Annotated in this window: 13 protein-coding genes; 3 read left to right on the top strand and 10 right to left on the bottom strand. The window is 71.9% G+C overall.

Annotated features, from left to right (window positions below; all coding sequences use genetic code 11):
- Positions 1–268: 268 nt before the first annotated feature.
- From WME82_RS09055 to WME82_RS09100, 10 genes are all read right to left on the bottom strand, one after another.
- Complete coding sequence (locus tag WME82_RS09055) at positions 269–1,843, bottom strand: PGRS family protein (protein WP_438042509.1); 1,575 nt, start codon at positions 1,841–1,843, stop codon at positions 269–271.
- Positions 1,844–1,875: 32 nt separating this feature from the next.
- Positions 1,876–2,526 (bottom strand): PEGA domain-containing protein, encoded by a 651-nt coding sequence (locus WME82_RS09060; RefSeq protein ID WP_438042510.1) that lies wholly within the window; start codon positions 2,524–2,526, stop codon positions 1,876–1,878.
- A 58-nt stretch (positions 2,527–2,584) separates the two neighbouring features.
- Positions 2,585–3,187, bottom strand: coding sequence for a hypothetical protein (locus tag WME82_RS09065; protein ID WP_438042511.1), 603 nt, complete (start codon positions 3,185–3,187; stop codon positions 2,585–2,587).
- Positions 3,188–3,477: 290 nt separating this feature from the next.
- Complete coding sequence (locus WME82_RS09070; RefSeq protein WP_438042512.1) at positions 3,478–5,055, bottom strand: PGRS family protein; 1,578 nt, start codon at positions 5,053–5,055, stop codon at positions 3,478–3,480.
- Positions 5,056–5,088: 33 nt separating this feature from the next.
- A complete protein-coding gene (locus WME82_RS09075) occupies positions 5,089–6,126 on the bottom strand; it encodes a PEGA domain-containing protein (protein ID WP_438042513.1) in 1,038 nt (345 codons plus the stop codon).
- An 11-nt stretch (positions 6,127–6,137) separates the two neighbouring features.
- Positions 6,138–7,898, bottom strand: coding sequence for a hypothetical protein (locus WME82_RS09080; protein ID WP_438042514.1), 1,761 nt, complete (start codon positions 7,896–7,898; stop codon positions 6,138–6,140).
- Positions 7,888–8,910, bottom strand: coding sequence for a hypothetical protein (locus WME82_RS09085; protein ID WP_437745090.1), 1,023 nt, complete (start codon positions 8,908–8,910; stop codon positions 7,888–7,890). Before WME82_RS09085 ends, WME82_RS09080 begins: the two co-directional genes overlap by 11 nt.
- Positions 8,911–9,157: 247 nt before the next feature.
- Complete coding sequence (gene tsaD / locus WME82_RS09090; RefSeq protein WP_437745091.1) at positions 9,158–10,228, bottom strand: tRNA (adenosine(37)-N6)-threonylcarbamoyltransferase complex transferase subunit TsaD; 1,071 nt, start codon at positions 10,226–10,228, stop codon at positions 9,158–9,160.
- Complete coding sequence (locus WME82_RS09095; protein ID WP_438042515.1) at positions 10,216–10,806, bottom strand: hypothetical protein; 591 nt, start codon at positions 10,804–10,806, stop codon at positions 10,216–10,218. The genes tsaD and WME82_RS09095 overlap by 13 nt, the downstream gene beginning before the upstream one ends.
- A complete protein-coding gene (locus tag WME82_RS09100) occupies positions 10,803–15,062 on the bottom strand; it encodes a HEAT repeat domain-containing protein (RefSeq protein ID WP_438042516.1) in 4,260 nt (1,419 codons plus the stop codon). Before WME82_RS09100 ends, WME82_RS09095 begins: the two co-directional genes overlap by 4 nt.
- Positions 15,063–15,415: 353 nt before the next feature.
- On the opposite strand from WME82_RS09100, the gene WME82_RS09105 reads away from it, so the two are divergent.
- The 3 genes from WME82_RS09105 to WME82_RS09115 all read left to right on the top strand — a co-directional run bounded on the left by WME82_RS09105 (position 15,416) and on the right by WME82_RS09115 (position 21,030).
- Entirely contained in the window at positions 15,416–15,844 is a 429-nt protein-coding gene (locus WME82_RS09105; protein ID WP_438042517.1) for a PD-(D/E)XK nuclease domain-containing protein, read from the top strand.
- A 191-nt stretch (positions 15,845–16,035) separates the two neighbouring features.
- The gene (locus tag WME82_RS09110) at positions 16,036–20,046 is read left to right on the top strand and encodes a protein kinase domain-containing protein (RefSeq protein ID WP_438042518.1); all 4,011 of its coding nucleotides are present in this window, start codon (positions 16,036–16,038) and stop codon (positions 20,044–20,046) included.
- Positions 20,047–20,352: 306 nt separating this feature from the next.
- On the top strand, positions 20,353–21,030 hold the full coding sequence (locus WME82_RS09115) for a hypothetical protein (RefSeq protein WP_437745095.1): 678 nt from the start codon (positions 20,353–20,355) through the stop codon (positions 21,028–21,030).
- Positions 21,031–21,107: the final 77 nt, after the last annotated feature.

Here is a 21,107-nt window from a genome sequence, read left to right on the forward strand (position 1 = left end):
GGATCGGGTGGCGGCGGCTGGCGGAGGGAGGCGCGGGGCAGGCGGCGATGCGATGGCGACCGGGATTCTCCCGATGCGGGCATGGCGGACGGAAGCTCCGGCGCGCGGCTGATGCTGAGGTCAGGGGTGCTGACAGCGTGTCTGTGCTCCTCTCGGTGGAGCGATGACACCTCGGGAAGCGGTCCGCGCCGAGCGACGCCGCTGGCGCGACCGCGGGGCCATCGGGGGAGCGCGAGATGCACGAGGGGCCATTGATGGGGCCATGGCGTCACGGGGAGGCGAAATCGAGCGTCGACTCCTTGGCTCCGGGGGCGCCGTCGCCGTTGCTCCCGTCTCCCTCGCCGCCGAGGCCGGGCTCGCCGAGCTCGAACTGGAGGTCGTTCGCGTCCATGGGCGGCGGCGTGCCACGAAAGGCGATGCCGATGGAGTGACCGCCGCGGCCACCGCCGCCGCGGCCGCCCTGACCGCCCTGACCGCCGCGGCCGCCGTCGCAGGCGTCGTTAAGGCCGGAGGAGTCCGATAGCGCCTTGCCGCCCGGGCCGCCGGCGCCGCCATCGCCGCCGCGCTGCCCTGGAGCGCCGTCGCCGCCCTTGCCTCCGCGGCCTGTCTTCAGGGTGACATCGTGGAACTGGAGGGTGGCGTCGAGGCTGATGAGCGCGATGCTCGCGCCGCCCGCGCCGCCCCCGAGGCCGCCCTTGCCACCGCAGCCGCCCGCGCCGCCCGAGCCGCCGCTGGCGCCACCGACTCCTTTGGCATTGGGATCAGGGCAGGAACGCCCGGGGTTGGGAGTGGTGGGAACACCGCGAGCGCCGCCACCGCCGCCGCCACCTTGAGCCGTGTTTCCGGGCATGCCGGAAACGCCGGATAGGCCGATGTAGCCACCTTGTGTGAGGGTACCGAGAGCCGTGGCCCCGGTGCCTGGCCCGCCGGGCGTGCCATTTGCGCCAGCGTCGCCGGGGCGGCAGAGAGTTCCTCCTGCCGTCTGCCCGGCTCCGCCATTGGCCGAGCCACCCGGTGTGCCATCACTGCCAATGACACCGTTGTTCGGCTGTCCTACTCCGCCAGCGCCGACGATGGAGACCTCGCCCCCATCTTCGCAGTTGTTGACTGGCTCGGCGCCACCGGGGATAACAGCCGCCGTACACCCACCTTCACCTGGGTTCCCATCGCTACCGCGCGTGGCGCTGTTCGTGTCTTGGCTTTGATCGGCGCCAGGTGCGGCATCACTTGCCTCAATCGTGCAGCGCGCCAGCGAGACCGTGACACCATCGGCTACGGCCGCGATGGACGACGCACCGGACGTCAGAACGGATTCAGCAAGGACATGCACGTCCTCCATCCGAACTGATCCGCCCCCATGCATCGTGAGAGGGATGGTCCCAGCCTCGGCCGTCAGCGTCGTCCGCTTCTGATCGCCTATCCAGGCCCAGCCGTTCGCGCAGTCGAGTCCACCAAACAGCGTCACAGCTGCCTGGATCTCGACCTTCTCTGTGAACGTCTCGGCGCAGGCATACACGTTCTTCTTCGTGGCATCGGGGAGGGCGGTCGCGAGGGCGATGGCTTTCCCCAACGACTTCACCGGCGCGTCCGGCGTCCCGGCGTTCTCATCGTCCCCATCGGCCCTCACGAAGATCCCACCACACAACGCGTCGGCCTTCCACCCTTCACCCTCTCCTGGCACACAGTTCGGCGGCGGATCCGGCGGCCCTCCTGCTGTTCCGCTGGGGGCACTTTCCAGCGCCAGGATCTTTATCTCAGACTCGCTGTCGCATCGAGGCCCTATGGATCCCATGGCCATCGTCGCCAGGAGGATCACAGCAGCAAGATGGGCACGACGACGCATGGTACGGCCTTCTCCCTTCGACGTACGTAAGCTCAAAAACTTCCGCTGAGCGAAACCCCGGCAGTGCCCGGTCCGAGGAGCGGCGCCACGCGTGCGCCCTGACCCGGTTTCGGAGGCTCGGCATTCATCGTTACCAGTCCGTAGACCAGCGTGCCGACCCCGACCGTGCCTCCCGCGACAAGGCTCCAGAACCCGATGTTGCTGAAGTGGATCTCGTCGAGCACCGCGTCCTTGAGCTCCCTGCACTTCGGGACGTCCCCGTCGGGGCATAGACGCTCGCCGTTCCAGCGACCGCTCAGCTCGTTCCTGACCTCTTCCGCGCGATCGGCTCGATTGCCGGCGAGCACCGCGAAGACCACGCCGGTCACGATGCCGGCGCCCGCCACGACCCCGCCCGTGACGAGCAACGGCGTCCGCAGCTCATCGCGTGGCGCCACCGGCTCCACCACGAAGGGACGCGCTCCCACGCCAGCGACCGGCGCGCGCTCCAGCTGCACCACCACCGTCTCCGCACGACCCGCGACCGCCGCGATGCGACGCGTCGCAGGCGCATACCCCTCGAGCTTCGCCCCGATCTCGTGCTTGCCCGGTGCCAAGAACACCCGATCCGCGAGCGGCGCCTTGCCCACGACCGCCCCGTCGACCGTCACCTCCGCCCCTGCCGGCGTCACCTGTAGCGTCACGGATGCGACATTCGCGAGCGCCTCCTGCGTCCGCGAACCGGCGTTGCCTGCCCTCCGCTCAGCCGCCAGCGGCGCGCCCAGGGTGACCTGATCGATCTCGACCCGTTCCCTCGGTCAATTGAACATCCCGGGTCAAGGGACGGCGTCCAGGCCAGCGTACGACCAAGGTGTGAGTGCCGGGATCACGCTGCACCGGGGTAGAACGCTGGATGGGCAGGCCATCAAGCGTCATCTCCAGCCCGGCAGGAGTGGCACCCGTGATGGTGACTTCCACGGTCGGGGTGCGCGCTTCAACCTCGGCAAGTTCCTCCGTTGCGCTGGCTTTCGCCTCCGCGAACGCGGGTGGAGCGCCAGGGGCAAGCTTCTCGTCCACGATGAGCCGATATGCGGCGCGGGCGTCGAGCAGGCGTCCCAGCTTGACATTGCAGCGCGCCACCATGAGCAGGAACGCGGGCGCATGGGCTTTCGCCTCGGCCTCACGAAAGGCGTGGAGCGCCTCCGTGTATCGATGAGCCTCGTAATGGTCCCAGCCCCGCTCGGCAAGCGCGACGGCGACGGCTTTGTCCTGCTGCGGCGAGGCTCCTGTGGTTTGCGCCGCAGCAGGAGATGCGCAACACATGCTGGCCAGGAGCAGGTAGATTCCTGTTGAGCCGTACCTCATTGCGCTCTCCGTCGCAGGAGCCGTCCTTGTGAAGGCTGAATTCGTCCGCTCGCAGAGGATGCCAACGGTGGCTCCGCTCGGTAGCACGATCTGAACGACGTCACGCCGCCGGTCCGGCACGATTGGTCCGGGTCGATACTGTCGATGGACGTCGACTCAGGCCCGAATCGCATGTGTATAGGAGTGCTGAGCCTGGCCATCACCGTATGTTATGACATGCCGCTACATGGTTCGCACAGCGTCGATCTGCCTTGTCGTCCAGTGAATGGCCGATGCATGGGCACCGTGCTCTAGAATTCGAGTCTATCCTCCCGCAGACCTTTCTTACCGTTGTGGTCGGCGTCGCTTCCGGCGCCGCCATCGCCAGCTGTGCCAAGCTCGAACGTCACGCCCGTGAGAGCGGGCGGCTTACCTTGGAATGCGATTCCGACGGAGTGACCACCGCGTCCTCCGCCGCCTGTGCCGCCGTTGCCGCCTGTCCCACCTGGGCCCCCGTCGCATCCATGGAGCAGATTGCTCGATCCGTCAGGAGCTTCCCCCCGCGGGCCGCCCATTCCCCCCATTCCGCCGTTCTGTCCAGGGCCACCGTTGCCGCCCTTGCCCCCGTTGCCTGTCTTGATCGTGACGTTATCGAATAAAAATTCGGTGTTGATGCTGATGAGGGCGATGCTTGCGCCACCTGGACCGCCACCTCTGCCGCCGGCCCCGCCACAGCCGCCCGCGCCGCCTGAACCGCCGCTGGCCCCTCCGAGCGGCGGCGTGCCATCTGGGCACGCACGCGGTGGACTGGTTGTTGACATCGGAACGCCGCGAGCGCCGCCCCCGCCGCCCCCGCCTTGGGCTGTGGTGCCGGGAGTACCAGGAGCGCCGGAAGCGCCGATGTAACCCTCGGGCGTGATGCTGCCGTCGTCCGTGGCACCGTTGCCCGGATCTCCGTTCGTGCCATTTACACCGGTCAGGCCGGGCGCACATGAGTTCGTTCCTACTTGCCCGAGGCCGCCGTTCTCAGTGCCAGGGGTCCCTTGGTCTCCCCTTCCACCGTTATCAGGCCGCCCAGCCCCGCCGGCGCCGCCGAAGGAGTCATCGGCTTCATCCAGTGTATCGCAACGGTTGGACGTAGGCTCGCCACCGTTGACGGTGCTCTCTGAGCAGGCATCCTTTCCTGAATTGCCCTTCGCTCCCGCGCTGGCAGGTTCTTCGTTCTGCGCCTCGTCGAACCCGGGTGCTGCATCCACGGCTTCGAGCGTGCTGTGCCTCAGCTCCACCAAACGCACGGTTGAGGCCACTGCGGCAATTGATGACAGCTCTGGCTTTGCGGGACCGTCTTGCGGGACGCCTTTGGGGGCGATCACGTGCACATTCTCCAGGTGCACGACTTCCGGGCTGTTCTTTCCTATGATCTTCAGGGGTATCGTGCCCGCTGGAGCCGATATCTTTGTCCGCGTCGTGTCGTTCACCCAGTGCCAATCAAGGCCATTTTCGGTCTTGTCGCAGGTGAGTCCACCGTAGAGCGTCGTGCCGGCTGGAACTTCAACGGCCCCATCAAACTCCTCGGCGCATGCATATACATGCTTCCTGTTGGACTCGGCGAGGAGAAGCGCTCGCTTAAGAGATTTGACAGGCTGCTCGGGGGTGCCGTCGTTGTCGTCGTGACCCTGAGTGTGCGATACGAACACGCCGCAGGTCGTTGCTGCGGTCCAGGTGTCGCGTTTGCTGGGCTCACACCCTGAAAGCGTCGGATTGTGAATAGGAGGCTGGTCGTATTTCTCGTCGGAGTATTCCAGAGAGACGATGCATCCAGCGTGAATGACGCCGATGGCCGTCATTGAGAGAAGGATCATGGAAGCGAAGTGGGCACGACGGCGCATGATGCAGTCTTCTCCCTTTCGACTCTGTTCAGGTCAAAAAGAGCCGCTGGCAGAAATCCCAGCAGTTTGCGGCCCCCAAAGAGGTGTCACCTGCACGCTCCTGCCTGACGCTGCGGATTCCATCGTGACGAGCCCATAGACCAGCGTGCCAACCCCAACCGCCCCGCCTGCCACGAAGCTCCAGAGTGCCGAGTTGCTGAGAGTCACCCTGGCGTCCACTGCATCGCTCAGGTCTGCGCATTTTTGCGGATTCGCCGCCGGGCATTTATTCTGTTCCTGATCTTCCCGAATTATCTCAGCTCTCAGTCGCCTTGCGTCGCTGGCCCGCCCGGTCGCGAGCACCGTGAAGAGCACGCCCGCACCCACGCCGACTCCTGCCACAACGCCACCCCCGACGAGGACCGCCGTTCGCACGTTGTCCCGCGGCGGAATTGGCGCCGTTGGACCCGTGGATCGGGGACCCTCCACCCCAGTTGCTGGCGCGCGCTCGAGCTGGAGCACCACCTTGTCGATCCCGCCCGCCACCGCGACGATCGGTCGTGTCACAGACACGTATCCGTCGAGCCTCGCGCCGATCTCGTGCTTTCCCGGATCGAGAAACACAAGATCCGCGAGCGGCGCCTTCCCCACGGCGGTCCCATCGAGCGTCACCACCGCCGCTTGCGGCGTGACAGCCACCGTCACGGATGCGACCTTCGCGAGCGCCTCCTTCAGCGACGCCTCGGCGTTCTGCCGCTCGTTCACCTTGGTGGCCGGCGCCTCGCGCAGATACCGCGTCAGGTACTCTGCCGCGTCGCGGTGCTTGCCCAGCTTGAGGCACGCGACCCCCAGATTCGACGCGATCTGGTAATGGGGCTTGATCGCCCACGCCGCGAGGAAGGACGCGTGCGCGTCGGCCCATTTCCCCGCCGCCGCCGCCTGTCTCCCCTCTTCGTAGAGCTGTCGCGCCTTGTCCGTCAGCGCGTCGGTCTCGCCGGCGGCGGCCGCGGTGGCCGGCTGCTGCGCGCCCGCCGCCTGCGTCATCAACGCCACGGCCACGCTCAAGCTCCACAGCAGCGGTTGCTTCCTCATCGTCGGAGTCATCAGAACTCAGGCTTCCCTTCGGGGAGAGGCGGGACGGCAGTGCTCGACGGCGGCACCTTACCCCCTCTGGGCTTCGCGTCCAAGCGCCCCGGCGCAGTCCCACCTACCTTGGTGTTCCTTGTCCGCCCCGATGGCTGCGTCTTCGGCGGAGGCTCATCCGCCTGCGGCTTCGCCGTCACATCCGGCGGCGCCCACGGCGATGGCAGCGCGGTCGTGGCGGGCGACCCCGTCGACGCCGCGCCGGCCTCGGCGCTCGGCCCTGGCGCCGCCGCGCTCCCCGCGGGCGCCGCCACGCCCGGCCCCGTCGCTTCCGGCGTCGCCGTCCCACCCCCGGGCGTCCCCTGCGATACCAGCACCGCGACCATGCCCGCCACGGCTACGAAGCCGAGCCCCGCGACGGCCCAGATCCACGTCCGCGACGACGCCGGCTTCTCCACGATGACCGGGATCTCGTCGCGCTCTTCCAAGCCGGGGGCCGGCATCGGCCCCGCCGGCGCGCTCCACGCCCCGCCGCTCGCCGCCCGCCCCGCAACGCCGCTCGCCGCCTGCGCCGGCACGGCATTCCCCGCCGCCGCCTGGCCCATCCGCACGGGCCCCGTGCCTCCGGCCTCGACCCCCGCCGCCAGCGCCGCGCTCCCCAGCAGCTTCTCCGAATCGATGACCAGCGTCCCCTTCGGCCCAACCTGCTGCGACGCCGGCCCCGCCGGCCCCGCCACGCCCTTTTGCGACGGCGGCATCGACCCCGGCACCCGCCGCTCCTGCAGCGCCACCCCTGGCATCGCGCCCGCCACGCCCACCGGCCCCGTGCCGCCCTGCTGCGCCGCGAACCGCTCGCGCCACCCGCCGCCGAACTGCGGCTTCTCCTCCACCTCGGCCAGCGGCCGCGCCCCGAACATCCCGCGCGCGATCTCCCCCTCGTCCTCCGAGACCTCCTCGATCCGGATCAGCACCCCGTGCCGGTCCTCCATCGTGACGTCCCGCTCCCGCACGAACCGCACCGATACCCCGCCCGGGATATCCGCCTCCCGCCCGCTCGTGATCGACGTCCACTTGATGTTCGACCGGTACAGCACCGTCGCGATCTTCGCCGCCGCGAGCGCGATCGACCCGAAGGGCTCATCCGGCTTGTGGACGATCACCACCCGCTTCGGCTGCGCCCCCTCGTCGGCCACCCAGTCCCACGTCGCGCCGCTCCGCCGGAGATACGGCAGATCGCCGAACTCCTCGACATACCGCTCCAGCACGTGCGCCACCCGCTCCGGCGCCTCCCGCACCGCACTCACGTACTCGCGGTAGAACATGCCCGCCGACGAGTTCAGCTCCGTCGCGTTCATCACGTGCCGGTAAAACGTCGCCGACGCCTCCAGCAGCGTCGCATACCCGAGGTCCCGATCCACCGCGACGATCCCGTGCGCGAACGGCGGGTTCCCCCGCCCGGCATGGTCGACCGCCCCGCCGATCCGGAAGCCGAAGATGAGCCCCACCGCCCCGTGGCCAGGCTCGTGCTGCGTGTCATCCCTCGACAGATTGCCAATCGCGAACGCGTGCGTCGCCCCCGTCGCAGGCTCGATGTACTTCATCAGCCGCGCCAGGTGGCTGAACTGCGTCGTCGTGAGGGGCCCTTGCGGCACCTCCGGGCAGTACATGAAGTCGATCTGGTGCCCCGGGATGTTCCCGTGCAGCACGTGATACCACGCCGCGTCCGCCGGCGCGCGGTACCGCGGGATCACATACCCCGAAGCGCCCTCGCTACCGTACATTGGGCCTGACCTGCTGCGGCACCGGCGGGGCAGGGAGCGCCGCGGTCCGCGACAACGCCGAATGCCCGCTGATGTCCTGCTTCATCCGCTGCAGGAGCTGCGGATCATACGCGTTCTTCGGGAGGATCTTCTCCACGAAGTGCGAGAACAGGTGATGCGTGCTGTGCCCGTAGCTCGCCGACCCGACGAGCACGCGAATGTCGATGTTGTTCTTGTACCGCTCCAGGCTGTCGATGAGCGTCTTGTAATACCCGCGCGCCTCCCGCTCCACCTCGGCCGGCGTCCCGGACAGAACATCGGACTTGTTGATGAAGAGCACAACCGCCTTGCACGAGGCCAGCGTCTTCGGGCTGAAGAAGAACTGCAGCGACTGCGGCTGAAACTCCCGGAGCTGCTCCTGGATCCGCGACGGCTCGACCTTCTGCCCGTCCTTGCCCGCCAGATCCACGACCATCAAGAGCCCATGGACCTCCTCCATGATGAGCTCCTGCTGCGCGTCCACGATGTGCTCGCCGCCCCAGTCGCCGACCTCGAACACGTGCTCCGTCAACACCTCTTTCGTGAGAACGTGGCTGACGGTCCGCTCGTAACGCTCGATCTTCGTCCCCTGCAGCGTGCCCAGATCCACGAGAGGATTCGCCCACTTGAGCGTGAGCGACGTCTTGCCGGTCCACTTGATGCCGAGCGTCAGGATCTTGTACCGCTTCTGCGTGATCTTCGGCCGGCTCTCGAGCTCGCTCTTGTACCAGTCGATTTCCTTCTGCTGGGCGTCGAGCCAGTCGACCTTCTGGCGATCGTCGCTCCTCGCGATCTCGAGCGCCTGCTGGATCTGCCCGTACTGCGCCCGCAGCTGATCCAGCTGGCCCTTCGCCTGCCGGAGCGCCTCGATGTGCTGGTTCGCGTCCTGAAGCTTCCGCTTCAGCTGCGTGGCCTGCATCAACAGGAACACGGCGCCTGCGCCGCACGCCACCGCAATCAACCCGAGCACTATCGGTAGAACAACCTGCTGCATGGCTTACAATCCTCGCGCCCCGCCGGGCGGGCTATCCCGCCCTGTCCTGTCCCGCGCGGCCGGAAGAACGGCAAGCGCGGACCGGCCTGAATCCTGAGAAACGCATCAGACCACGGCTCGCCGCAGCGTACAAGTCCGAGGTAATCCCCAGCACGAGCCATCACTTCACTGTCCGCCACCGGACGCCATGTCCCCACAGACACAGGATCCGCGCCCTCGCGCCGCTCCCGCTACCGGCCTGTCCCGATCACCTCGCGCCACCGCCCTTGCGGGTCACCCGCGGCAGCGCCGTCCTCGTCTCCGGCGCGAGATCCAGCGTGTCCCGCTCCCCGGCCGCGAGCCGCAGCGCGCCCGCATACGCGATCATCGCCCCGTTGTCCGTGCAGCTCGCGAGCGGCGGCACGAACAGCGCGAGGCCCCGCCGCTCGCACGCCGCGGCCATCTTCGCGCGGAGCCCCTGGTTCGCCGCGACCCCACCGCCGAGGACCACCCGCCCGATCCCCTCGGCCCGCGCGGCCCGCACGGTCTTCTGCACGAGCGCGTCGACCACGGCCCCCTGGAACGCCGCGCACAGGTCGCGGAGCGCCTGCCCCTCCGGCCGCCCCCGCTTCGCCACATGCCGCGCGACCGAGCTCTTGATGCCCGAGAAGCTGAACTCCAGCGACTCCTTGCGCGCCATCAGCGCCGGCACCGCGTCCGCCGCGGCCGCCGCGTCGCCCCCGGCCGCAAGCCGATCGACCACCGGCCCGCCCGGATAGCCGAGGCCGAGCAGCTTCGCCACCTTGTCGAACGCCTCGCCCGCCGCGTCGTCGCGCGTCGCGCCGAGCTCCCGGATCGCGCCGATCGCCGGGCCATCCACCCGGTAGATGGCCGTGTGCCCGCCCGAGGCGAGCAGCGCCACGTACGGGAACGACGGCCGCTCGCGCTCGTCGGAGAGCGGCGCGCCGCCCCGCCGCAGGAACACCGCGAGCAGGTGCCCCACGAGGTGATCGACGCCCACGAGCGGCTTGCCCGCGGCCCACGCGAGCCCCTTCGCGGCCTGCAGGCCGACGAGCAGCGCCCCGGCGAGCCCCGGCCGCGACGTCACCGCGACGCCGTCGAGATCCGCCGCCGAGACGCCCGCGCGCGAGAGCGCCTCGCGCACCACCGGGACCACCGCGCGCGCGTGGTCGCGCGCCGCGACCTCGGGCACGACGCCCCCGTAAGGCGCGTGCAGCGCCACCTGGCTGCGCACGACGTCGGAGAGGACGTCGCCTCCCTCGGTGACCACCGCCGCCGCCGTCTCATCACACGATGTCTCGATCCCTAGAACCCGCATGTCCCTGCCCGCCGCGTCAGCCTGAAATTGCCAAACACCTGCCGCTGCCCCGCCGCCTCTGCCTCGCCCGACGCGAGCGGCGCCCGGCCAGGCCGGAGCAGGCGGACCTCGACCGACGCGTCCGTGCGCAGCGACAGCACCGCGAGCAGCGGCTCCGCCTCCGGCTCCGACGCGTCGACCGCGTAGATCGCGTTGCGCTCCCGGCCCTCCCCGAACTCCAGCCGCGACAGCGGGTCGTGGGCGAGCGCGCCGATCGGCCGCAGCGGCGCGCCGTCGAGCAGGCGCCGCTCGGACGTGGCCCCGTCGGGCGCCTCGTAGGTCCACAGCGCGCCAGGCGGCTCCGGCCCGTCGAGCGCGTCCGCGTCGAGCGTGAGCCGCATCTGCACCCGCGGGCTCAGGCCGGCGCGGAACGCGCCGCCCAGCGTGATCGCGCCGCAGTACGCCTCCCCGTCGGCCGTCGAGAACCGGCTCAGGTCGTCGCAGCCGGCCGCCCCGCCGGCGCTCATCGCGCCGGCGAGGGCGAGCGGCGCGAGCCGCAGCGCGCGGCGCCGCGGCCCGGGCGGAGCGGCGCGGCTCAAGGCGCGGCGCTCCGCATCAGCTCGGCCGCGGTCTGCCGGACGCGCGGCTCGGGATCGCTCGCCGCGAGCTGCCGGAGCACCGGCGCCGCCGCCGCGCGGTCCGCGGAGGCGAGGGCGCGGGCCGCCGCCTCGCGCACCAGGGCGTACGCGTCGGCGCGGGCCGCCTCGCCGAGCGTCTCGGCCACCTGACTGGGCCTGCCGCCGCCCGGCGCGCCGAGCCGACCCAGCGCCTCCGCCGCGCGCACGCGCAGCGGCCAGCTCGACGAGGTCCGCAGGAGCTCCGAGACGGCCGCGATCGTCGGCCCGTGCCGGACCGCGCCGAGCGCCGCGAGCGCCGCGCGCCGCACGCTCTCCTCGGGATCGCCGAGCGCGTCGACCACCGCGGCCTGCGCCTCCGGCTCGGGCCGGGTCGCGAGCAGCTCGACCGCGCGCGTGCGCACCTCGATCGCCGGGTGCCGCACGAGCGCCACGAACCCGCTCACGACCGCCGCCGCGATCCCCTCCACGGCGGCCTCCACCTGCCGCCTCGGCTCCGGGGCGAGCGCGGCGCGCCCGTCCGTGAACGGCGCGAGCCCGAGCGCCGCGACGCCCCCGCCGGCGCCGCGATCGCCGCCTGCCCCGCCCGACACGGCCGCGCCGCGCGACAGGATCGCGTCCGCGACGACCAGGGCCCGCTCGGGCGACGTCGCGACCGCGGCGACCGCGGCCTTCTGCAGCGCCGGGCCGAGCGCCACGAGCGCGGCCGCGCGATCCTCCGGGCCGGGCGGATCGGGGTCGAGCCCCGCGAGCACGCCCTTCACCGTCAGCGCGCCGTCCGGCACCGGCAGCGGCTCGCGCGTGCGCGGGTACGCGCGCCGCGTGAGCGCGACCGCCGCCGACACCGCGGCGGCGCGCAGCCCCTCGTCCGACGAGAACGCGCCGGCCGCGATCGCCTGGGCGGCCCCGCCCGCGGCGACCGCCTCGGCCTCGCCGGCGCCGCCGCCCCCGGGTCCCGCGCTGCCGCCGCCGCCGAGCCGCGCGAGCGTGATCAGCGCCGCGCGGCGGAGCTCCGGCTCGCTCGAGTCGGCGAGCGACATGAACAGCGCGGGCCCTTCGCCGCCGCCCGCGAGCTCGCCCAGCGCGCGGACCGCGGCGGCGCGCGGCACGGAGCCGGCCTCGGGCGTCCTCGCGACCGCGGACAGCGCCGCGGCGTGCTTCCGGTCGTGCGTCAGCCCGAGGCCGACCGCCGCGAGCGCCCGCACCTCCGGCGCCGGCGACGACAGGAGCCGCGCGAGCAGCGCCACCGCCTTGGCCGCAGGCCGCCCGCCGCCCGCCGCGAGCCGCGCCACGCCCCAGGTCGCGGCGACCGCGACCGCGTCGTTCGGCAGCACGCTCGCCGCCGCGTCGCGCGGCGCGAGCATCTGCTCGTAGCGCTCCAGCATGGCCGGGTCGCGCAGCGCGCCGCACGCGATCATCGCGCGGGCGCGCAGGCCCTTGTCGGCCTGGCCGACCGCGAAGTTGTAGAGCGCCGGCCCGGCGCCCTTGTTCTCGACGTAGGCCAGCACCTCGATCGCGACCTTCTGCTGCGACTCCTTCTCGTCCGCGAGCGCGTCGAGCAGCGGCTTCACGGCGCGGGCGCCGATCTTCGCGAGCTCCGCGCGCGCCGCCGCGCTCGCCGCGCGGCCCTCGCCGCGGACCTTCTGCATCAGCGGGAAGGTCATCGCGCCGTAGAGCTCCACGAGCAGCCGCCGGTACAGCGGCTTCTGCGGGTTGCCGACCGCGACCGGCAGGAGCTCGCGCTCGAGCACCTCGAGCGAGCCCCTGCCGAGGTTCACCTGCATCGACATCCGCGCCGCGCGCGCGACGAGCTCCTCGTCGTTCGACGCCCTCACCACCCGGCGGAAGAGCCGGTCGGCCTCGTCGGCCTGCCCCGCGGTGAGCAGCAGCTCGGCGAGGTCGAAGTACACGGGGAACAGCCGGTCGTTCTTCGCGAGCGCCTGCCGGTACTCGGCGATCGCGCGCGGGAAGTCCTGCCGCCGGCGGTACATGTCGCCGAGCTTCTGGTGGCCGCTCGCGTCCTCGGGCGACAGCTCGACGGCCCGCGCGGCGTACCGGATCGCGTCGTCGTCGCGGTACAGCTCCGCGGCGTACTGCGCCATGCGCTGGTAGAACTCGCGGGCCCGCTTCGGGTTCACCTCGACGAGCTTGCCCAGCACGTCGATCGCGCCGAGGAGGTTCTGCTGGAGCACGAGCACGCGCTCCAGCGCGAGGAGCGAGTCCTCGTCGCCCGGCGCGGCCTGGACCAGCCTCCGGAGCGTGGCCTCGGCGTCGGGCAGCCGGTGCAGCTTGCGCTGCACCTCCGCGAGCAGCCGCCCCGCCTCCAGGTCGGGCGGGGTCGCGTTGAAGCGCGCGGCGAGCGGCGCGACGCGGCTCGGCAGCTCGTGGGTGAGCGACCAGAGGCTGACGATGTGGGTGCGCGCCTCGCGCGCGAGCAGCTTGTCGTTGCCCGCCCCGGCGAGCAGCTGCTCCCAGAGCTCGCGCGCCTCCGTGTAGCGCGGCCCCGCGTTGCCGAGCGCGCTCGCGGTGCGCTCCAGCGCGATCGCGAGCGCCTTCTTGTAGCGGCTGTTCGCGGGCTCGAGCTGCGCCGCCTCCCGGAGCGCGGCGAGCGCCTCCGCCACCATGTCGTGGTCGAGGTACACCTCCCCGAGCGTGGCCGCGGCGCGCGCCCGGCTCGGCACGACCTGCTTGATGCGCGCCCACGTCTCCAGCGCCTTCTTCTTGTCTCCGGCCTGGAAGTACCGGTCGCCCAGGTCGACGAGGTGGCTCGGATCGCCGCCGGCGGCCCCGGCGAGCCGCTGGAGCACCTTGAGGGCCCGGTCCTTCTCCTCCACCCGCTCGTAGAAGTCGGCGACGGCCGCGAGCGTCTCGGCCTCGTCCGCGACGCGCCCCTCGAGCTGGGTGAGCAGCGCGAGCGCCTTGGGCCGGTCGCCCCGCTGGATGAGCGTCTCGCACAGCTCGAAGACGAAGTCCGCGTTGCCCGGGGCCGCCTTGATCAGGAGCTCGTACTCGCGGATCGCGGCGTCGAGCTCGCCAGCGGTCTGGAGCAGGTGGACGAGCCGGAGCCGCGTGTCGATGTGCTTGCCGTCGAGCGCGAGCGCCCTCCTGTAGATCCCGATCGCCTTGTCGACGTCGCCGGTCTCCTCGTACAGGGCGCCCAGCGTCGCGAGCCGCTGGAAGTCCTGCCCCTTCTCGGCCTCGAGGATCGCGATGAGCTCCGCGAGCTTGCCCTCGGCGCGGAACGCGTCGGTCATGATGAGCAGGATCTCGGCCCGCACCCCGGCGGCGCTGCCGGCGATGGCGAGCGCCCGCTTCAGCACGGCGAGCGCCTCGTCCATCTTCTTCTGCTTGGCGAGCGCCTGCCCGAGATCGCGCAGCGCCGGCGCGAGCGCCCGGTTGTCGCCGGCCGCCGCCTTCACGAGCTCGCGGAACTCGGCCTCGGCGCGCGCGTGGTGCCCGCGCGCGGAGAGCTCGCGCCCGAGCTCGGCCTTCACGAAGAGCGAGCCCTGCGCGTTCTTCACGAGCGCGTCGTGCTGCGCCTTGGCCGCCTCGAAGTCGGAGAGGTCGAGGCACAGCGCGAGCAGCGTGCGCCGGGTCTGCTCGACGTCCGCGGGGACCTTGAGCAGCGGCAGCGCCTTCTCGTAGTGCGCGCGCGCGCGGGCCTTGTCGCCGCGATCCGCCTCGAGCTGGGCGAGCGCCATCATCGCCGCCGGGTCCCCGGGCCGGTCCGCGATGGCGGCCTCGTAGGTCTTGATGGCGTCGTCGTAGCGCCCGTCCTGCTTGTAGACGCCGGCGAGCACGACCTTCGAGGCCCAGGCGTCGGCCCCCGGCTGCGCGGCGCGGCGCTCGAACTCCTCGACGAGCTTCTTCAGGTTCCCGTCGCGCTCGCGGTAGAGCTGGGCGAGGCGCTGGAGGGGGAAGGGCGCGCTCGGCTGGCTCATGACGATGGCCGTGTAGCGCGCGATCAGCGCGTCGCTCGACGGGCCGCCCCGCTTCCCGTCGCCCGTCTCGGCCGGCTCCGGCTTCGCCTGCGGCGGCTTCGCGGGCTGAGGCCGCGCGGCGGGGCCAGGCTTGCTGCCGCCGGGCTTCGGGGCCTTCGGCCTGGGCCGCTTGCCGCGGCCGGACGGATCGAAATCCGCGGCCTCGGCGTGCGGGATCGCGAGCGTCGCGGCCGCGGGGATCAGGACCGCGAGGCAGCCGGCCAGAACGTGGGATCGCACCTGGGTAGGGTAGACCGACGGTGCGCGGCGGGCCACGCGGAGCAGCGGCGGCGCCGGGAACGGGCGCGATCGGGGCGGCGCGGATGCGGGACATGCGAGGCCGCTGAGCTCAGCAGACGACTTTCCAATTCCGGCCGGGCCCTTGACGCGCCGGGGGCGGCCCGGGACAGTCCCCCGCGCGCCCTGGTGGCGTCGACCCCATCACGTCGAGCGATGGCCCCTGCGCGCGGCGAGTCGCCATGCCCTTCGTCCCAGCCCGCGGCCAGTCCGATTGTCGCGAGCTCCGCCGCGCGGGCGCAGGACAGGATATGTCGACAAGACGCCCTTGATAGGCCAGCTCCCTGCTCGTCACGGTGATATCCTATCAGGACCCCGCCGGCCGGGAGCCGGAGAAGCTCTATCACGGCTTCATCCTTGGCCTCCTCGTGCAGCTCGAGGGCGATTACGACGTTCGCTCGAACCGCGAGTCCGGCCTCGGCCGCGCGGACATGCTCGTGCGGCCGCGCGCGCCGGGCCGTCCAGGCGCCGTGCTGGAGCTCAAGGTGCCACAGCGAGGCGAGACCCCGGAGCAGGCGCTCCTCGCCGCGGCGCGGCAAGTCCGCAATCGCCGTTACGCGGTCGAGCTGGTCGCCGCCGCCCCCGTGCACGAGCTGGTCGCGGTCTTCGACGGAAAGCGCGCCTGGGTGAGGCTCGTCGATGAGGTACTCGGCGCCAAGGACGGACACGCGCCGGGCCAATCGACTCGGGCAGACGTGGAGTACATCGTTGTTCGTATGTGGTGAGGCGCACAACCTCGGATCCGCCCTCGCCGCGAGCTCACCGGCTGCGGTCCCTGACGTTGCCTTGCTTACAGCACAATTTGCTGACGGGGAGCGCTGCAGTTCTGGATATCCTCGGTCGCTGCGATGAGCTCGTCCGAAGCACCCCACAGGCGAGCGCTGCGGCTCTCTGAGTCGTCTCGGGGGTACCGCTGATGCGCGCTGGTGACATCGTCGCCGACCGCTTCGAGATCGAAGGGCACGCGACCTCCGGCGGCATGGCGCAGATCTTCCGCGCCCGCGATCGGCTCACGGGCGAGCCGGTCGCGCTGAAGATCCTCCAGCGCACGGGCCCGCAGGAGTCGCACCGCTTCCGCCGGGAGGCTCACGCGCTCGCCGCGCTCCGCCACCCCGGGGTCGTCGGGTACATCGCCCACGGCACGACCGAGGGCGGCGAGCTCTACCTCGCCATGCAGTGGCTCTCCGGCGAGACGCTCGCCGAGCGCTTGCTCCGCGAGCCGCTCACCGTCCCCGAGAGCCGCTCGCTGGGCGTGCGCGTCGCCTCCACGCTCGGCGCCCTCCACCGGCTCGGCATCGTCCACCGCGACCTCAAGCCGAGCAACCTCCTGCTCGTCGGCGGCTCCGTCGACGAGGTCACCCTCCTCGACTTCGGCGTCGTGCGCGTCGCGGACGCCGGCCAGGAGCTCACCATGCCCGGCGTGATGCTCGGCACCCCCGGCTACATGGCCCCCGAGCAGGCGCGCGGCGAGGTCGCCATCGACGCCCGCGCCGACGTCTTCGCCCTCGGCTGCATCCTCTACCGCTGCCTCACCGGCCGGCCCCCGTTCGTCGGCAACGACGGCCTCTCGGTGCTCGTGAAGGTCCTCCTCGAGGATCCGCCGCGGCTCCGGGAGCTCCGCGGCGAGGTCCCGGCCGCGCTCGACGACCTCGTGACGCGCATGCTCGCCAAGGCCCCGCGCGACCGTCCCCGCGACGGCGCGGCCGTGGCCGCCGAGCTCGGGTCGCTCGGCGATCTCGCGCCAGCCTCGCGGCGCGGCCTCCCCCTGCCCATCGGCGGCCCGACGCCCGAGCTGACGACCGGCGAGCGCCGGATGATCTGCCTCCTCCTCGCCCGCGACGGCGCGCTCGACAGCGACGCTACCCGGTCCGAGGGCGAGGACGCGCTCCGCGTGCGCGCGCTCAGCGCCCTGGCCGAGCGCCACCAGGGCCGCCTCGAGATCATCGAGGCGCGCTCTCCCGTCGTGGTGCTGTCCGGCCTCGTCGCGCCGACCGACCTCGCCGCCCGGGGGGCGCGGTGCGCGCTCGCGATGCAGGTGCTGCTCGGCGGCGCGCCCGTCGCGCTCGTCTCGGGGCGCGCCGAGATCACCGCCCGCTCTCCGATCGGCAAGCTCATCGATCAGGCCGCCGCGCTGCTCGCCGGCGACGAGGCGCGGCTCGGCGTGGTCCGCATCGACGAGGTCACGGCCGGCTTGCTCGGCGCGCGGTTCGATCTCGGGTCGGATCACGCGGGCCATCTCCTGCGCGGCGAGTGCGACGACCTCGAGGCGGTGCCGCGCCTCCTCGGCAAGCCGACGCCGTGCGTGGGCCGTGACCGCGAGCTGTCGCTCCTGGAGGCGACGTTCGTCCAGTGCATCGAGGAGCAGACCCCGTCCGCGGTGCTGGTGACGGCCCCCGCCGGCATGGGCAAGTCGCGCTTGCGCGTCGAGCTGCTCCGGCGCCTCCGAGCGCGGGACGAGCCCATGGCGGTCTGGATCGCGCGCGGCGACCCCATGAGCGCCGGCTCTGCCTTCGGCCTCCTGGCGCAGGTGCTCCGCCGCGCGCTCGGCGTCGCCGACGGCACGCCGGCCGCGGCGGTGCAGCGCAAGATCCGCGAGCGCGTCGGTCGTCACGGCGAGCGCGGCGCCCACGTCGCTCCCTTCCTCGGCGAGCTCGTGGGGACGCCCTTCCCGGACGAGGCCAGCGAGGCGCTCAGGGCAGCGCGGCGGAGCTCCGTGCTGATGGGCGATCAGCTGCACCTCGCGTGGGAGGAGTTCCTGCGCGCCGAGTGCGCGGCGCAGCCGGTGCTGCTCGTCCTCGAGGACATGCACTGGGGCGACCTGCCCACGGTCGGCATGATCAACAGCGCCCTCCGCAACCTGCGCGACGCGCCTCTCATGGTGCTGGCGCTCGGCCGGCCCGAGGTGCGCGAGATGTTCCCGAAGCTGTGGGCCGGCCGCGGCGTCCAGGAGATCGAGCTCACGGGGCTCTCGCGCCGCGCCAGCGAGCGGCTCGCGCGCCAGGCGCTCGGCGGCGCCCTCACGGAGGAGATCATCGGCACGCTGATCGAGCGGGCCGACGGCAACGCCTTCTTCCTGGAAGAGCAGATCCGCGCTGCCGCAGAGGGGCGAGGGGCCGCGCTGCCGGAGACGGTGCTGGCGATGGTGCAGGCGCGGCTCGAGGCGCTCGATCCAGAGGCGCGGCGTGTCCTCCGGGCGGCGAGCGTCTTCGGCCAGAGCTTCCGGCCCGCCGGCGTCGCCGCGCTGCTCGGCGGCGCCGACGCCGAGGTGGCGGTCCGGCTCGCCGAGCTCGTCGAGCGCGAGGTGATCGCCCCGAGGCGGCCGCCTGGCCGGGGCGGCGCGCCTGGTGAAAGCCTCTCCTCCACGTCGTCCGCGCGCGGCAGGTCCGGGGACGGGCCCGAGCGCGAGGCCTCGCCGGCGCGCCGTGCCGGGGCGCCCGAGCCTGGCCCTCCGATCGAGGCGGGCGCGGACGACGCCGAGTACAGCTTCCGGCACGGCCTTGTGCGGGAGGCGGCGTACGGGGCGCTGACGGAGTACGACCGGCGGCTCGGCCACCGGCTGGCGGGCGAGTGGCTCGAAGGGGAGGGGAAGGGCGACGCGGCGGAGCTCGCGGAGCACTTCGAGCGCGGCGCCGAGCCGGGGCGCGCGGCCGCGTGGTACCGGCGCGCGGCGGAGCAGGCGCTGCGCGGCAACGATCTCCTCGCCGCGATCCGCCATGCCGAGCGCGGCCTCGCGTGCGGCGCGACCGGAGCAGAGGCGGGCGGGCTGCTCCTCGTCGACGCGGAGGCCCGCGTGTGGCGTGGCGATTTCGCCGTGGCCGAGCAGCGCGCGCTCGACGCCGTCGCGCTGTTCGAGCTCGGCTCGTCGTCCTGGTACTCCGCCGTGACCTGGGTGGTCACGGCGGCTGGCAAGCAGGGGGCCTTCGATCGCGTGGAGTCCTGGGTGGCGACGGCGCGAGGCGCGTCGCCCCGCGAGGGCGCGCTGACCGGGAGGGACGTCTGCCTCGTCGAGGGGGCCAACTGGCTCGCCTTCGGCGGCCGCTACGCGGTGGCGGACGGGATCATCGAGGCCCTCGAGCGCAGCGGGGAGGAGGAGCGGCCGCTCGACGTCGAGGTGCTCGCCAGGCTCTACGAGGCGCGCGCCATCCGCACCATGACCTCCGGCGATCTCGGCGCCTGCCTCGACGGCATCGAGGCGGCGCTCGCGGTGTTCGAGCGGAGCGGCGATCGCCGCAACGCGTGCTCGCTGCGGGTGAACCTGGGCGCCATCACCATGGAGCTCGGGGACTACGAGGGGGCCGAGGCCGCGCTGCGCGCCGCGCTCCGCGCGGCGGAGCAGATGGAGCTCACGGATCTGGCCGCGGTCGCCCGCACCAACCTGGGCAACGTGATGAGCGCCCGCGGCAATCTCGACGAGGCCCGGCGGGTCCAGGCCGAGGCGATCGCGACGTTCCAGCGGCTGGGCGATCCGAGGGCCGAGGGGATCGCCCGCGCCTACCTGGGGAAGGCGGCGCTGCTCGGCGGCGATCTCGGCACCGCCGAGGCCGAGGCCCGCGCGGCCGCGGAGCTCCTGCGGAGCGCGCCGCCGATGCGCGCGGCGGCGTGGGCCCTCTCCGCGCGGGTCCTGCTCCGGAAGGGTTGCGCCGAGGAGGCGCTCGCCCTCTCCGGCGACGCGCTCTCGCTCCTGGAGTCGCTCGGCGCGGTCGAGGAGGGCGAGTCGCTGATCCGGCTCGTGCGGGCCGAGGCGCTCTTCGCGAGCGGCCGGCAGGCCGAGGGGCTCGACGCGATCGCGCGGGCGCGCCGCAGCGTGATGTCCCGTGCCGGGCAGATCTCGAATCCTCGCTACCGGGATCAGTTTCTGTCTGCGCTCGACAACGGCGAGACGCTCGCGCTCGCGGCGCGCTGGCTCGGCGATAGCGACGGTCCATGAACTCGCGCCTCGTCACACGTGGGACTCCCTGCTCGCGGCTCTTCCAGGAGCCGTGTGCTGCCCACGAGCGCGCCTGAACGACCGTTTCCTCGCCGTTCTCACGACGTCACCGCAGGCGCGGAATTTTAGGGTTCCTCCGGAAAATTCGTTGAGGAAATTCCTGATGCGTGTTTCATTTGTGAGGAGGGGGCTATGCAATACCGTTTCAAACTCGCAATCTCGTTGCTGGGCCTATCGTGCGTTCTCCCGGCCTGTATCGGCGAGGCTGACCCCCTGGAGGCAGCCGGCGGCACGGCGGAGCAAGAGATGGTGACGCGGAATGCGTTCACGAAGGAAGCGCTCGTGGAGAGTGCGTTCGCGACAGACACGCTTGCCACGGAAGCGCTCACGGGCAACGCGCTGACGAGCGACGCAGTCGCGAGCAGCAGCGATGTCATGAGGGCGCTGCGCGATCCTCTGGCTCGCGAGTTCTTGACGTACGTGGCGAGCTGCGCGCTCCCGGAGGGGCAATCCGTGCAGGTCTCCCTGGACGGCGAGACCTATACCTTCGGGGGGAGCATCGGTCTTGCCGTCGAGTGGGGCCGAGCTCATGGGAAGTGCAACGCTCACTGCCAAGGCTGGGTCTCGGCCTGCATGCTGGCCAGAATCAACGATGTCGGGCAAAGCGTGCCCATCTCGATGCGTGGCAAGCACAAGGCCCTTGACTCGGATCAAGCGGAGCGGGATGCCTTCCCTCGGCGGGAGGCGGCCTATTTCGGCGACCTCTTCGCGCCGGAGCAGCGCCGGTTCGCGTGCAAGTCGCCCGGCTCGACGCTCATCAGCCGCGTGTGCGGCGGGACGGGCGTCGACACGCAGGGCTGCATCGTCGACGTCCTCGGCGACTGCGACGCCATCTGCGGCGCTCCGACGTCGGACGGCAGCTTCCCGAACTGCGTTGGCGGTGGCCATACGACGCCGACGACGGTGACCGTCTTCCGGGAGTAGCGGGTCCGGGTTTTCGTCGCGTGCGCCTCGTCGGTGGCAAGCGCGACGGCCACGGGCTCCTCTCAGCTGCGTTCGCC

This window comes from Sorangium sp. So ce128 (assembly GCF_051525245.1).
GTDB classification, from domain to species: domain Bacteria; phylum Myxococcota_A; class Polyangia; order Polyangiales; family Polyangiaceae; genus Sorangium; species Sorangium cellulosum_B.

Excerpts from the sequence above, each read along its gene's own strand:
- WME82_RS09055 (WP_438042509.1), bottom strand. The coding sequence starts at position 1,843 with ATGCGTCGTCGTGCCCATCTTGCTGCTGTGATCCTCCTGGCGACGATG.
- WME82_RS09065 (WP_438042511.1), bottom strand. The coding sequence starts at position 3,187 with ATGAGGTACGGCTCAACAGGAATCTACCTGCTCCTGGCCAGCATGTGT.
- WME82_RS09070 (WP_438042512.1), bottom strand. The coding sequence starts at position 5,055 with ATGCGCCGTCGTGCCCACTTCGCTTCCATGATCCTTCTCTCAATGACG.
- WME82_RS09075 (WP_438042513.1), bottom strand. The coding sequence starts at position 6,126 with ATGAGGAAGCAACCGCTGCTGTGGAGCTTGAGCGTGGCCGTGGCGTTG.
- WME82_RS09080 (WP_438042514.1), bottom strand. The coding sequence starts at position 7,898 with ATGTACGGTAGCGAGGGCGCTTCGGGGTATGTGATCCCGCGGTACCGC.
- WME82_RS09085 (WP_437745090.1), bottom strand. The coding sequence starts at position 8,910 with ATGCAGCAGGTTGTTCTACCGATAGTGCTCGGGTTGATTGCGGTGGCG.
- tsaD (WP_437745091.1), bottom strand. The coding sequence starts at position 10,228 with ATGCGGGTTCTAGGGATCGAGACATCGTGTGATGAGACGGCGGCGGCG.
- WME82_RS09110 (WP_438042518.1), top strand. The coding sequence starts at position 16,036 with ATGCGCGCTGGTGACATCGTCGCCGACCGCTTCGAGATCGAAGGGCAC.
- WME82_RS09115 (WP_437745095.1), top strand. The coding sequence starts at position 20,353 with ATGGTGACGCGGAATGCGTTCACGAAGGAAGCGCTCGTGGAGAGTGCG.